General features: G+C 61.2%; 10 protein-coding genes. 6 read left to right on the top strand and 4 right to left on the bottom strand.

Annotation, left to right across the window (positions count from 1 at the left end):
• Positions 1-7: 7 nt before the first annotated feature.
• On the bottom strand, positions 8-670 hold the full coding sequence (locus AC19YS_RS13350) for a peptidase C39 family protein (RefSeq protein WP_119735666.1): 663 nt from the start codon (positions 668-670) through the stop codon (positions 8-10).
• A gap of 211 nt (positions 671-881) precedes the next feature.
• Here AC19YS_RS13350 and AC19YS_RS13345 point away from each other — a divergent pair, with 211 nt between their 5' ends.
• Positions 882-1,043, top strand: coding sequence for a hypothetical protein (locus tag AC19YS_RS13345; protein ID WP_200624441.1), 162 nt, complete (start codon positions 882-884; stop codon positions 1,041-1,043).
• On the opposite strand, the gene AC19YS_RS13340 is transcribed toward AC19YS_RS13345, so the two are convergent.
• Entirely contained in the window at positions 1,040-1,450 is a 411-nt protein-coding gene (locus AC19YS_RS13340; RefSeq protein WP_106578850.1) for a PA0061/PA0062 family lipoprotein, read from the bottom strand. The genes AC19YS_RS13345 and AC19YS_RS13340 overlap by 4 nt on opposite strands.
• 226 nt (positions 1,451-1,676) lie before the next feature.
• Between AC19YS_RS13340 and AC19YS_RS13335 the strand changes: the two genes are divergently transcribed.
• The 4 genes from AC19YS_RS13335 (at position 1,677) to AC19YS_RS13320 (ending at position 8,268) form a co-directional block, all read left to right on the top strand.
• Positions 1,677-4,898, top strand: coding sequence for an efflux RND transporter permease subunit (locus tag AC19YS_RS13335; RefSeq protein ID WP_119735669.1), 3,222 nt, complete (start codon positions 1,677-1,679; stop codon positions 4,896-4,898).
• On the top strand, positions 4,888-6,054 hold the full coding sequence (locus tag AC19YS_RS13330; protein WP_106578852.1) for an efflux RND transporter periplasmic adaptor subunit: 1,167 nt from the start codon (positions 4,888-4,890) through the stop codon (positions 6,052-6,054). The genes AC19YS_RS13335 and AC19YS_RS13330 overlap by 11 nt, the downstream gene beginning before the upstream one ends.
• Positions 6,038-7,456, top strand: a complete 1,419-nt coding sequence (locus AC19YS_RS13325) for an efflux transporter outer membrane subunit (protein ID WP_500601928.1) — start codon at positions 6,038-6,040, stop codon at positions 7,454-7,456. Before AC19YS_RS13330 ends, AC19YS_RS13325 begins: the two co-directional genes overlap by 17 nt.
• Positions 7,457-7,809: 353 nt before the next feature.
• Positions 7,810-8,268: an REP-associated tyrosine transposase gene (locus tag AC19YS_RS13320; protein WP_500601926.1), complete on the top strand. Its 459-nt coding sequence runs from the start codon at positions 7,810-7,812 to the stop codon at positions 8,266-8,268.
• Between the two features lie 125 nt (positions 8,269-8,393).
• On the opposite strand, the gene AC19YS_RS13315 is transcribed toward AC19YS_RS13320, so the two are convergent.
• Both AC19YS_RS13315 and AC19YS_RS13310 read right to left on the bottom strand, forming a co-directional pair.
• Entirely contained in the window at positions 8,394-9,677 is a 1,284-nt protein-coding gene (locus AC19YS_RS13315; RefSeq protein WP_500601924.1) for a Zn-dependent hydrolase, read from the bottom strand.
• A 159-nt stretch (positions 9,678-9,836) separates the two neighbouring features.
• Positions 9,837-11,324 (bottom strand): NCS1 family nucleobase:cation symporter-1, encoded by a 1,488-nt coding sequence (locus tag AC19YS_RS13310; protein ID WP_124417938.1) that lies wholly within the window; start codon positions 11,322-11,324, stop codon positions 9,837-9,839.
• A 589-nt stretch (positions 11,325-11,913) separates the two neighbouring features.
• Here AC19YS_RS13310 and hydA point away from each other — a divergent pair.
• A complete protein-coding gene (hydA, locus tag AC19YS_RS13305) occupies positions 11,914-13,353 on the top strand; it encodes a dihydropyrimidinase (protein WP_179608947.1) in 1,440 nt (479 codons plus the stop codon).
• The last annotated feature ends 42 nt before the right edge of the window (positions 13,354-13,395 follow it).

Genomic DNA, 13,395 nt, shown 5'->3' with positions numbered 1-13,395 from the left:
GTTGCCTTTACTTGCGTTCCGCCAACACCTTGAGCGCCTGCGCCGCTGCCTGCTCCTGGCCGGCTTGGGCGGTGGCGTTCGCCGCCGCCTGCCAGCGCTGCGCATCCACATTCGCCGGCAACTGGCTCGGGCGCTGAGTCAGGATGGCCCAGTTGCCTGCGCTCTTCCACGCTGACTCAAAGTCGCTGAAGCTCATCAACAAACGCCGGTCCATGCCCGAGCGCAACAGCACCGTGCTCTTCTGTTGATTGAACCCCACCACCACGACATAGCGCGTGCCAGACCAAAAGCTCGGGTTAATCCGCGCCATCACCGGGTAACCCGCCGCCACCTGCGCCAGAACGGCCGTCAGCTGGTTGTCCAGCGGATACACCATCAGCCCGTATTCACGCGCCAACACCTGCATGTTGCGCTCCAGGTCCGCCTCGCCGCCTGGCAAGTGCAGGGGCTTATCGAGCAAACCGGGTGTCATGACAATGCCTTGTTGCGACAGCATGCTGGCTAAAGCCGAGGGGCCACTCAGGTAAGCCTCGCTGCGAAAGGTCGGCACGCCGTTGAGTTCTACACGCTCCGGCAGACCCGCCAGCCTCGACGGATGCCCGGAACAGGCCGCGAGCCCCAGGGCGCAGGCCAGCAGCAGGGATGTTTTAACGTTCGACCGTAACCGCAATTTTTTACTCTCTTGATCAACTGCCGGTAAGGGCCCTGATCATAGGATGCTCCGCAAGGCGGGTATAGCCCGAGGCGTCAGTAAAATGCGCTGGATAGAGCAAACAAGTTGGATGGACTCGACCATTGGTCAATAGCAGGCAACCGTCAGGTAGCTAGACTGTCCATTGAGAAGACTGTGTGTGCCCCCTGCGGGGCGAAAGGAGGCCCTAATGAGCCTTGCAACAACGATTTTCCTGTTGATCTGCGGTTGGCTGGCGGTAGCCAGCGCCATGTTGTGGGGGGTCATGCGCGTAACTCGCCGGCATCATCACCCCCACGTCAAACCCGCTGCACCGGCCGAACCCCCCAAGGCAGCAGCGCATCACGCCTAGCCGGGCATGCAATTGAAGTCTTGAGTCGCTGCCACTTCCTTGCCGTGCCCGTCCTTGAGGACGGCACGCACGGTGGTGCCCAGGCTCGATTCGGTCAGGGTGTAATGCTCACCCGCCTGGAAATGCTTGTACTCGACCCGACCCTGGCAGTCCTGCTGATTGTCATCGCCTGCCTCCTCCTCGAATAAGGTCACATCCAGGCGATGGTCACCCGGTGTCACCTCGAAAAAGCGCCCGTCGTCCACGCGCTTGCCGTCGACACGCTCGGCCATCAGGTCGTTCGGCGCCTCTTCTTTCAAACCAATCCAGGCTTCGCTCGGGTCAGCCTTGGGAATCGGACCGGCGCAGGCCGACAACAACAAAACAGCACCAAGGGCTGGAATCAACAACAACGGTTTAAGTGACATGGCAGGGCTCCAAAGGACATCAGAAAAAAACGTTGGACGGCGTACAAATGTGTCGCGTCCGATGGGAGACAAGCTTGGAGAGCTGCCCTTTGTAGAACAAATGAATACATATGAAACGATCTTCAGCCGTTAACTAAATGTTCCTTCACCTGGCTGAAAGGTCCGTGTTAGGTGGGTCGGGCAAGACTGCCGGGGTTTGCAATCCTGCTCCCTCGGAGGTTCACGCATGCTCGGGCTGGTAAAGACCGCACTGCAAAAGCCGTACACGTTTATCGTGTTGGCCATATTCATCTGTATCGTCGGGCCGATGGCGGCCCTGAAAACCCCTACGGATGTTTTCCCCGATATCGGCATCCCCGTCGTCGCGGTGGTCTGGCAGTACAACGGCCTGTCGCCGGACGCCATGGCCGGTCGGGTGATCTACACCTACGAACGTTCCCTGAGCACCACCGTCAACGACATCGAACACATCGAATCGCAATCGCTGCCCGGCATGGGCATCGTCAAGATCTTCTTCCAGCCCGGTGTGGACATCCGCACCGCCAACGCGCAAGTGACCGCGGTGTCACAAACCGTGCTCAAGCAGATGCCACCGGGCATCACGCCACCGCTGATCCTCAACTACAGCGCCTCCACGGTGCCGATCCTGCAAATGGCGTTCTCCAGCCCCAGTCTTTCGGAAGCCAAGATCCGTGACCTGGTGCAGAACAACATTCGCCTGCCGCTGAGCGCCCTGCCCGGCCTGGCCATGCCCACGCCAATGGGCGGCAAGCAGCGCCAGATCACCCTCGACCTCGACCCGCAAGCCCTGGCCGCCAAAGGCTTGTCGGCGCAGGACGTGGGCAACGCCCTGGCCCTGCAAAACCAGATCATCCCGGTGGGCACCGCCAAACTCGGCCCCGACGAATACACGATCCTGCTCAACAACAGCCCCAAGGCGATTGATGAACTCAACGACCTGCCGATCAAGACGGTCGATGGCGCACTGATCACCATCGGCCAAGTGGCCCACGTGCGTGACGGCTCGCCGCCGCAGACCAACATCGTGCGCGTCGACGGCCACCGCGCGGTGCTCATGCCTGCGTTGAAAAACGGCAGCATCTCGACCTTGTCGATCATCGACGGCATCCGCCAGATGTTGCCGCGCATCAACGAAACCCTGCCGCCGTCGCTGAAGACCTCGCTGCTGGGCGACGCCTCGGTGTTCGTCAAGCAATCGGTGGGCAGCGTGGCCCAGGAAGGCATCATCGCCGCACTGCTGACCAGTGCGATGATCCTGCTGTTCCTCGGCAGCTGGCGTTCGACGTTGATCATCGCCGCGTCGATTCCCTTGGCGGTGCTGTCGGCGATCGCGCTGCTGGCGGTCACCGGGCAAACCCTCAACGTCATGACCCTGGGCGGGCTGGCGTTGGCGGTGGGGATTCTGGTGGACGACGCCACGGTCACCATCGAAAACATCAACTGGCACCTGGAACAAGGCAAGGCGGTGAAGACCGCGATCCTCGACGGCGCCGCACAAATCGTCGGCCCGGCGTTCGTCTCGCTGCTGTGTATCTGCATCGTGTTCGTGCCGATGTTCCTGCTGCAAGGCATCGCCGGCTACCTGTTCCGGCCAATGGCGCTGGCGGTGATTTTCGCCATGGCCAGCTCGTTCATACTTTCGCGCACCCTGGTGCCGACCCTGGCGATGTTCCTGCTCAAGCCGCACACACCGGAACAAGGCGCCGGGCATCACCCCGAAGATGCATTCATCAACCACCACGAAGGCGATCAGCACAAAAAACCGCGCAACGCCGTGCTGCAATCGGTGCTTAATTTTCAGCAAGGCTTCGAGCGCCACTTCTCGAATATCCGCGACAGCTACCACGGCTTGCTGATTCTTGCGCTGGGCAACCGCAAGCGCTTTATCGTCGGTTTCCTGGCCTGCGTGCTTGCCTCGTTCCTGCTGCTGCCCAGCCTGGGCCAGGACTTCTTCCCGGCCACCGACGCCGGCGCCCTCGCCCTTCATGTGCGTTTGCCGCTGGGCACGCGGATTGAAGAAAGCGCGGCGGCGTTCGACCGTATTGAAGCGCGGATTCGTGAAGTGATACCCGCCGAAGAACTCGACACCATCGTCGACAACATCGGCATTCCGCTCAGCGGCATCGACATGGCCTACAGCAGCAGCGGCACCATCGGCCCGCAGGATGGCGACATCCAGGTCACGCTGAAAAAGGACCACGCGCCCACCGCCGACTACGTGAAAAAACTGCGTGAAGCCTTGCCCGAAAGCTTCCCCGGCAGCCACTTCGCGTTCCTGCCGGCGGACATCAGCAGCCAGATCCTCAACTTCGGCGCACCGGCCCCGCTGGACGTGAAAATCTCCGGGCGCAGCGATGAAGAAAACCGCACCTACGCGGTGGAACTCGAACGTCGCCTGTCGCACATTCCGGGCATCGCCGACCTGCGCATCCAGCAGTCCACCGGCTACCCGTCGCTGCAAGTCAATGTTGATCGCATGCGCGCCAATGGCCTGGGCATCACCGAGCGTGACGTGACCAACAGCATGGTCGCCTCCCTCGCCGGCAGCTCGCAAACCGCGCCGACTTTCTGGCTCAACCCGGCCAACGGCGTGTCGTATTCCATCGTCGCCGCAACCCCGCAATACCGCCTCGACAGCCTGCCGTCACTGGAAGCCTTGCCGGTCACCGGGGCCGATGGCCAGTCGCAGATCCTCGGCGGCGTTGCCACCATCTCCCGCGTGCAAAGCCCGGCGGTGGTGACCCACTACAACATCGAACCCACCCTGGACCTGTATGCCAACGTGCAGGGCCGCGACCTCGGCGGCGTGGCGCGCGACGTGCAAAAAGTGCTGGATGACACCGCCTCCATGCGCCCCAAAGGCGCGGTGATCAGCCTGCATGGGCAGATCGATGCGCTGCACGAAGCCTTCAGTGGTTTGAGCTTCGGCCTGCTCGGCGCCGTGGTGCTGATCTACTTGCTGATCGTGGTCAACTTCCAGTCCTGGGCCGACCCGTTCGTGATCATCACCGCCTTGCCGGCCGCGCTGGCGGGCATCGTGTGGATGCTGTTCCTCAGCGGCACCTCGCTGTCGGTGCCGGCGTTGACCGGGGCCATCCTGTGCATGGGCGTGGCCACCGCCAACTCGATTCTGGTGGTGAGCTTCTGCCGTGAACGCCTGGCCGAACATGGCGATGCGTTGAAGGCCGCCATGGAGGCCGGTTACACGCGCTTCCGGCCGGTGTGCATGACGGCCCTGGCGATGATCATCGGCATGTTGCCGCTGGCGTTGTCCGAAGAACAGAACTCGCCCCTTGGCCGGGCGGTGATCGGCGGCTTGATCTTCGCCACCGTCGCCACCCTGTTGTTTGTACCCGTGGTCTTCAGCCTGGTCCACGGTCGTCACCCTACTCGCGCTGCTGCTGGAGAAACTTCACATGTCGTCTGATCACAAACCCTCGCGCAAGCGTCTGATGCTCATGGGTGTCGGCGGCCTGACACTGGCCGCCCTGTTGGTCGCCAACGGCCTGCACGCCCGCACGATGCACGAACAGTCGGTGAGTGCCTGGACCGAAACCGCCGCCATCCCGCAAGTGATGGTGTTCCAACCCAAACAGAACGTCGCCGGCGATACCTTGCGCCTGCCCGCGCACCTTGAGGCATGGAGCAAGGCGCCGATTCACGCGCGCGTCAGCGGCTACTTGAAGGACTGGAAAGCCGACATCGGCACCCAGGTCAAAGCCGGGCAAGTGCTCGCCGAAATCGACAGCCCCGACCTCGACCAGCAAATGGCGCAGACCCACGCGCGCCTGGTGCAGGAGCAGGCCAACGCACGCCTGGCCGAAACCACCGCCACGCGCTGGCAGAACCTGTTGGCCAGCCACTCGGTGTCGCGTCAGGAGGCCGATGAAAAAACCTCCAACGCTGCCGCCGCCAAAGCCAACGCCGAGGCGGCCGCCGCCGACTACGCACGGCTGTCGGCACTGGAAAGCTACAAGACCATCCGCGCGCCGTTCGCCGGCACCATCACCGCGCGCAACACCGACATCGGCCAGTTGATCAAGGCCGACACCGACAGCGACCCGGAGCTGTTCAACATTGCCGATACCCATCAGCTCAGACTCTACGTGCCGGTGCCGCAGAACTATGCAGCCGTGATTCATCCAGGGTTAGAAGCCGAGCTGACGGTGCCCGAGCACCCCGGCGAGCACTTCAAGGCGCGCCTGATCGGCGACTCCACCGCCATCGACCGCCGCTCCGGCACCCTGCTGGCGCAGTTCGTCGCCGACAACCCCAACGGCGAATTGCTGCCCGGTGATTACGCCGAAGCCACCCTGCCAATTCCGGCGGACACCCACGGCGTGAGCATCCCGGCCAGCGCACTGATCTTCCGCGCCCAAGGTACCCAGGTTGCGGTGCTGGACGCGCAAAATCACGTGCACTTGCAAGACATCCACATCGGCCTCGACCTCGGCGAACGCCTGGTGATCGACCAAGGCCTGAAACCCGCCGACCGCGTGGTCGACAACCCGCCCGATGCCCTGCGCGAAGGCGACCCCGTGCAACTGGCCGACGCCGGAGGTGCGCATGCGCCCAAGGCTTAAACCCCTGGCGGCGTTGATGCTGCTGCTGTTGCAGGGCTGCTCGATGGCGCCCACCTACAAGGTGCCGTCGGTGGACCTGCCGGCAGGCTATCGCGAACAGACCAGCGATGGCCCGTGGCACAGCGCGCAACCGTCCGACCAACTGGCGCCCGAGTGGTGGAAGCTCTACAACGATCCGTGCCTGACTGACCTGCAACAGCAACTGCTCAAGGCCAACCCTGACCTGGCGGCGGCATTGGCGCATTTCGATGCGTCCCAGGCGTATGCCAGCCAGTTGCACGCCGGGTTGTTCCCGCAAATTACCGCCAGTGCGCAGCCGCTGCGTCAGCGGCAATCGGATTCGCGGCCGCTGCGCGGGGACACACAGCCGTCGGTGTACAACAGCAATACGGCGGGCTTCTCGCTGAGCTACGACTTGGACCTGTGGGGTAAAATCCGCAACCAGGTCGCGGCCGGCGATGCCCAGGCGCAAGCATCCGGCGATGACTTGGCGGTGGCACGCCTGAGCCTGCAACATCAGTTGGCGACGCTGTATGTGCAGCTCAACGGGCTGGATGCGCAGAGCCGGATTCTGAACAGCTCACTGGATGATTTCAGCCAGGCATTGCAACTCACGCGCAGCCGTTACGAGGGCCAGATTGCTTCAGAGCTGGACCTCACCCGTGCGCAAAACCAACTGGCCGAAGCCAAGGCGCAACTCGACGAAGTGCGCGGGCAACGCAACCTCACCGAGCATGCGATTGGCGAATTGGTGGGTGTGGCAGCCAGTAACTTCAGCTTGCCGTCCAGCCAGCAATTGATTGCGCTGCCAGGGATTCCATCGCAGTTGCCCAGCCACCTGTTGCAACGGCGCCCAGACATTGCGGCGGCGGAACGCCGAGTGTTTGCCGCCAATGCCAATATCGGCGTGGCGAAGGCCGCGTGGTACCCGGACTTCAGCTTGACCGGGTTGATAGGCGGGCAAACTCAGGGAGTTGGCAACCTGCTGTCCGCCGGTAACCGCTACTGGGCGCTGGGGCCGTTGGTGAACTTGCCGATCTTTGATGGCGGGCGCTTGAGTGCCAATGAACGTCAGGCCAAAGCCGAGTTTGAAGAGGCTTCGGCGCAGTACCGCAGCCACGTGCTCAAAGCTGTGCGCGAGGTGGAAGACAACCTGGCGCAGCTAAGGGATTTGCAGCAGGAAGCGCAGGATGAGCAAGCGGCGGCAGATGCGGCGCAGCACACGCAATCTCTGGCGATGAACAGCTATCAGGCCGGAGCCGTGAGTTACCTGGATGTGGTGACCGCGCAGACAGCGGCGTTGCAGGCGCAAAGGACCTTGCAAGCGGTGCAGACGCGGCAGTTGCAGGCGAGTGTGGGGTTGGTCACGGCGCTGGGTGGTGGGTGGCAACCGGGCGCCTGAGATCGCTTGGAGGTTCAGCTCGGTTGTAAAGGTGAGAAAGGGCTCGCCCTCGATTGCGGTGCGCCATAGGGCTCATTTGTAACTGATACACCGCCATCGGGGGCAAGCCCCCTCCCACAGGGGACCTGCGTCAGACACATGATGTATGAACACATCAGATCCAATATGGGAGGGGGCCGGCCCCCAACATGGGTTCTGCGCCAGACACAGCATGTATGAACACCTCAGAGCCAATGTGGGAGAGGGCTTGCCCCCGATGGCGTCCCTCCAGACACATCCTGCCAAAAGCCTGTCGATCACTCCTGGATTACTCGATCTAGCCTCTCAACACCCATCCAGAGAGAGGCCAAGGAATGCCTGACTTACCCGCTTCACACCGCCTGCGCATTGGACGCTTCAGCGAACCCAACCGCATCTACCTCATCACCACCAACACTCACGAACGTCTTCCCATCTTTAGCACTTTCCATCTAGGTCGCCTGGTGGTCTGGCAATTTCGGCTGGCCCAATACCAAGGACTCGCCAACTCCCTGGCGTGGGTGATCATGCCGGACCATTTCCACTGGATTATCGAACTGCAAAAAGGCTCGCTGGCGGATTTGATGCGGCATGTGAAATCCAAGAGCACGCGGTCCGTCAATGGCGCAAGTGGGCGCAAGGGAAGGCTCTGGCAGGAAAGTTTCCATGACCGAGCGCTGCGCAAGGAAGATGACGTAGTGAAGATGGCCAGGTATGTGGTGGCCAATCCACTGCGGGCCGGGTTGGTGGAACGAATTGGCGACTACCCTTTATGGGACGCGATTTGGATCTAGCGCCCAGCAAACCCGTTCAAATGTGGGAGGGGGCTTGCCCCCGATCGCGGTGTATCAGAGCCAGCTCAGCCAAATGACCCACTGCCATCGGGGGCAAGTCCCCTCCCACATTTTTCAACCGCCGGTCAGGCAGCCAGCTTGCCGCTGGCGATCGCCGCCGAAGCCGCCACCATCGCCCTCAACAACACCGCACACCCCGCCGCCAGGTCATCCGGTGCGGCGTTCTCGATTTCGTTGTGGCTGATGCCGCCTTCGCACGGCACAAAGATCATCCCGGCCGGGCCGAGTTCGGCGACGAAGATCGCGTCGTGCCCTGCCCCGCTGACAATGTCCATGTTCGACAGCCCCAGCCCATTCGCCGCATCCCGCACAGCGTCCACGCAGCCTTTATCGAAATACAGCGGCGGGAAATCGGCGGTGGGTTCCAGCTCAAACGTCAGCCCATGCTTGGCGCAGGTTTCGTCAATCACCTTGCGCACCTGGGCAATCATCGAATCCAGGCGTGCCGGTTCCAGGTGACGCAAGTCCAGGGTCATGCGCACCTCACCCGGAATCACGTTGCGCGAGCCGGGATACGCCTGCAGGCAACCGACAGTGCCACACGCATGCGGCTGATGCCCCAGCGCCGCCGCATTCACCGCCGCCACCACGGCCGCCGCGCCCACTAACGCATCCTTGCGCAAGTGCATCGGCGTCGGCCCGGCATGCGCCTCAACACCGCGCAGTTTCAGGTCGAACCACTTCTGTCCCAATGCCCCCAACACCACGCCGATGGTTTTCTTTTCATCCTCAAGAATCGGCCCTTGTTCGATATGCGCCTCGAAGTAAGCCCCGACTTTATGCCCGCTGACCGGCCGCGTGCCCGCATAGCCAATGGCATTGAGCGCATCCCCCACGCTCACGCCCTCCACATCCACCTTGGCCAAGGTCTCGGCCAGGGTAAATTTTTCGGCAAACACGCCAGAGCCCATCATGCACGGCGGAAAGCGTGAGCCTTCCTCGTTGGTCCACACCACCACTTCCAGCGGTGCTTCGGTTTCGATCTTGAGGTCATTGAGCGTGCGCAGCACTTCCACACCCGCCAACACGCCGAAGCAACCGTCAAACTTGCCGCCCGTGGGCTGGGTGTCGATATGGCTGCCCGTCATCACTGGCGGCAAGTTGGGATTGCGACCCGGGCGACGGGCGAAGATGTTGCCGATGCCGTCGATGGTCACGGTGCAACCGGCTTCCTCGCACCACTGCACAAACAGGTCACGGGCTTTGCGATCAAGGTCGGTGAGGGCCAGTCGGCACACACCGCCTTTGGGTGTGGCGCCGAATTTGGCCAGGTCCATCAGCGACTGCCACAAGCGGTCGCGGTTGATGTGCTGATGGGTGGATTGCAGAACGTCGATGGCAGCGTTCATGGGGATCTCCTCAGGCTACTGTTCTTATGAATTGACTCGCTCAAATAGGGGGAGCCGGTATGTGTGGGAGCTGGCTTGCCTGCGCTCCAGGCGGCTCGATATTCCTGCAGAGCCGAGGTGATGCAATCGCAGGCAAGCCAGCTCCTACATTGGCCGTTTTTACAAAGGTGATTTAGCGGTGACTGGGCTGATACCACGTTTGGCATTCAACCCGTAATACAACAACCCACCCAGCGCCGATCCGGTAAACCAGCCATAGCTGTAGAACCAGCTGAACGCATCACTGCCCAGCGACAGCAAGGTCAGCACCACGGGCACGCCGAAGGCGATAAAACCGCTCCAGTTCCACGCCGGGTACACGTCGTCACGGTACAAACCGGCCAGGTCGAGCTGCTGTTTGCGGGTGATGAAGTAGTCCACCACCATGATCCCGGCAATCGGCCCCAACAGGCTTGAATAGCCCAGCAACCAGTTCGAATACACGGTTTCCAGGCTCACGTCCGAGACGATCAGCCCGAGTTTTTTCAGCAGTTCATGGCCCATCAACGCAAGCCCCACCAGGCCAGTGAGGATCACCGCAGTGGTGCGGTTGATCAGCTTGGGCGCGATGTTCTGGAAGTCGTTGGTCGGTGAGACGATGTTCGCCGCAGTGTTGGTGGACAAGGTGGCGATGATGATCAGCAGCATGGCGATGGCCACCCACACCGGGCTCTGGATGTGCCCGATCAAGGTCACCGGGTCGGAGACGCTCACGCCCACCAGTTTCACCGACGCGGCGGTCATGATCACGCCAAGGGCAGCGAACAGGAACATGGTCAGCGGCAGGCCGAAAATCTGCCCGAGAATCTGGTCCTTCTGACTTTTGGCGTAGCGGCTGAAGTCGGGAATATTCAGCGACAACGTCGCCCAGAAACCCACCATCGCCGTGAGCCCCGCCATGAAGTAACCGGTGAGGCTCGCGCCTTCGGGGCGCTTGGGTGGAATCGCCATCAGCTCGCTGATTGACACGTTCGGCATTGCCCACACCAGCAGGCCGATCCCCACCGCCACCAGCAACGGCGCAGACAGGGTTTCGAGGCGTTTGATCGACTCGGCGCCGCGCAGCACCACCCACAGGTTCAGGCACCAGAAAATCATGAACCCGATGACTTCACCGGTACCGCCAAGGGATTTCCAACCCTCGAAAATCGAGCCCAGAAACAGGTGAATCGCCAGCCCGCCGAACATTGTCTGAATGCCAAACCAGCCGCACGCGACCAGCGCGCGAATCAGGCACGGCACGTTGGAGCCGAGGATGCCAAACGATGAACGCAACAAGACGGGAAACGGAATGCCGTACTTGGTGCCGGGAAACGCGTTAAGGGTCAGCGGGATCAGCACCACGATATTGGCCAGCAAAATCGCCATCAGCGCCTCGCCCACCGACAAGCCAAAGTAGGCGGTGAGCACCCCGCCGAGCGTGTAGGTGGGCACGCAGATCGACATGCCGATCCACAGCGCGGTGATGTGCCACGTGTTCCAGGTGCGTTCGTGCACCTTGGTCGGTGCCATGTCGTGGTTGTAGCGGGGGCTGTCGAGGACGTCGGCGCCGGCGTCGAGTTCGTACAGGCCGTTGCGTTCAATGACTTGCGATCTGTTCTGTTGCATGGCCGCTCCACGGTTTTTTCGAATTATTGTTGCTCACCCAACGCTAAGCGCAGGGTGGCCGGAGTACCTCGTAAACAACATGACATCACGGGCCCGGCCAGCCGCCACTGCACTCAATAACCGTGCCGACCTGCCACCTTGAACCCGCACCGCTTATATAACGTGCTGATGTTAATCAGCTTTCCGATTGCGCCTTCGGAACTTGCCGCCTCACTCAGGCTACATAATGCGAAGTTGCCGAACTGTCAGGACTCAATCTGGTGCAACACAATTATTTTTATTTCCTGTCGCCGTCAAGGGGCATGTCTCAAGCGTCTGATTTGCAATAAGAAATGTTGCTCAAATCCAGAACCTGTCAAGTGCGTCAAAATAGTGAACGGTCGCCACATTTTGGTGAATTTATATTTTTATCGTTATTAATCAATAATTTAAAACAAATATAAGCTTATAAAAAATCTTCTTGCTCATTCGAAAAACTCCGGATAGTTTCTATTCCTGTCACCGATGACAGGATTTAATTGTTCATCGGCAAGCAGCATTACAACACTTAGAACTGGCACAAGCCGGTCAAGCCTGTGAGGAACTCGACATGTCGCTGTTGATCCGTGGCGCCACCGTTATTACCCATGATGAAAGTTACCGCGCCGATGTGTTTTGCGCAGGCGGTCTAATTCGCGCTATTGGCACGGATCTGGATATTCCCGCCGGCACTGAAATACTCGATGGCAGTGGCCAATATTTGATGCCCGGCGGCATCGATCCGCATACGCACATGCAATTGCCCTTCATGGGCACTGTGGCCAGTGAAGACTTTTTCAGTGGCACCGCGGCAGGCCTGGCGGGCGGCACCACCTCGATCATCGACTTTGTGATTCCCAACCCACAGCAATCCTTGATGGAAGCCTTCCACCAGTGGCGCGGCTGGGCGCAAAAGTCTGCCTCCGACTACGGTTTTCACGTGGCGATCACCTGGTGGAGCGAACAGGTGCGCGAGGAAATGGCCGAACTGGTCAGCCACCACGGCATTAACAGCTTCAAGCATTTCATGGCCTACAAGAACGCGATCATGGCGGCTGATGACACCCTGGTCGCCAGCTTCGAGCGCTGCCTTGAACTCGGCGCAGTGCCGACGGTGCACGCAGAAAACGGCGAGCTGGTGTATCACCTGCAACGCAAGCTGATGGCCCAGGGCATCACCGGGCCGGAGGCGCACCCGCTGTCGCGCCCGTCCCAGGTCGAAGGCGAGGCCGCCAGCCGTGCGATTCGTATCGCCGAAACCATCGGAACGCCGCTGTACCTGGTGCACGTATCGACCAAGGAGGCGCTGGATGAAATCACCTATGCCCGTGGCAAGGGCCAGGCGGTGTACGGCGAAGTGCTCGCCGGCCACCTGCTGCTCGACGACAGCGTTTACCAACACCCTGACTGGCAAACCGCCGCCGGCTACGTGATGAGCCCGCCATTCCGCCCGCGCGGGCATCAGGAGGCACTGTGGCACGGCCTGCAATCGGGCAACCTGCACACCACCGCTACCGACCATTGCTGCTTCTGCGCCGAGCAAAAAGCCGCCGGCCGTGACGATTTCAGCAAAATCCCCAACGGCACTGCCGGTATCGAAGACCGCATGGCGTTGCTGTGGCACGAAGGCGTCAACACCGGGCGCCTGTCGATGCAGGAATTTGTCGCGCTGACTTCCACCAATACCGCAAAGATCTTCAATCTTTACCCACGCAAAGGCGCGATTCGCGTGGGTGCCGATGCTGACTTGGTGCTGTGGGACCCCGAGGGTACCCGGACGATTTCGGCCAAGACCCACCATCAGAAAGTCGATTTCAATATCTTCGAAGGCAAGACCGTACGCGGCGTGCCGAGCCACACCGTCAGCCAGGGCAAGCTGGTCTGGGCCGATGGCGACCTGCGTGCCGAACGCGGCGCCGGGCGGTATGTAGAACGCCCGGCATACCCGTCGGTGTTCGAGCAGTTGAGCAAGCGGGCGGCGCATTCCAGGCCTGTCGCTGTGAAACGCTGATACCGCCAATCGCGGGCAAGCCCGCTCCCACATTCGATCGGG

Source organism: Pseudomonas sp. MF08831 (assembly GCF_059862645.1).
Note: the sequence above shows the minus strand (reverse complement) of the source record. Positions and strands in the feature narration are given on the sequence as shown.

What these genes read in the sequence shown, in the direction of transcription:
- AC19YS_RS13340 (WP_106578850.1), bottom strand. Translation starts at nt 1,450, where the DNA reads ATGTCACTTAAACCGTTGTTGTTGATTCCAGCCCTTGGTGCTGTTTTG.
- AC19YS_RS13315 (WP_500601924.1), bottom strand. Translation starts at nt 9,677, where the DNA reads ATGAACGCTGCCATCGACGTTCTGCAATCCACCCATCAGCACATCAAC.
- AC19YS_RS13325 (WP_500601928.1), top strand. Translation starts at nt 6,038, where the DNA reads ATGCGCCCAAGGCTTAAACCCCTGGCGGCGTTGATGCTGCTGCTGTTG.
- AC19YS_RS13345 (WP_200624441.1), top strand. Translation starts at nt 882, where the DNA reads ATGAGCCTTGCAACAACGATTTTCCTGTTGATCTGCGGTTGGCTGGCG.
- AC19YS_RS13320 (WP_500601926.1), top strand. Translation starts at nt 7,810, where the DNA reads ATGCCTGACTTACCCGCTTCACACCGCCTGCGCATTGGACGCTTCAGC.
- AC19YS_RS13310 (WP_124417938.1), bottom strand. Translation starts at nt 11,324, where the DNA reads ATGCAACAGAACAGATCGCAAGTCATTGAACGCAACGGCCTGTACGAA.
- AC19YS_RS13335 (WP_119735669.1), top strand. Translation starts at nt 1,677, where the DNA reads ATGCTCGGGCTGGTAAAGACCGCACTGCAAAAGCCGTACACGTTTATC.
- hydA (WP_179608947.1), top strand. Translation starts at nt 11,914, where the DNA reads ATGTCGCTGTTGATCCGTGGCGCCACCGTTATTACCCATGATGAAAGT.
- AC19YS_RS13330 (WP_106578852.1), top strand. Translation starts at nt 4,888, where the DNA reads ATGTCGTCTGATCACAAACCCTCGCGCAAGCGTCTGATGCTCATGGGT.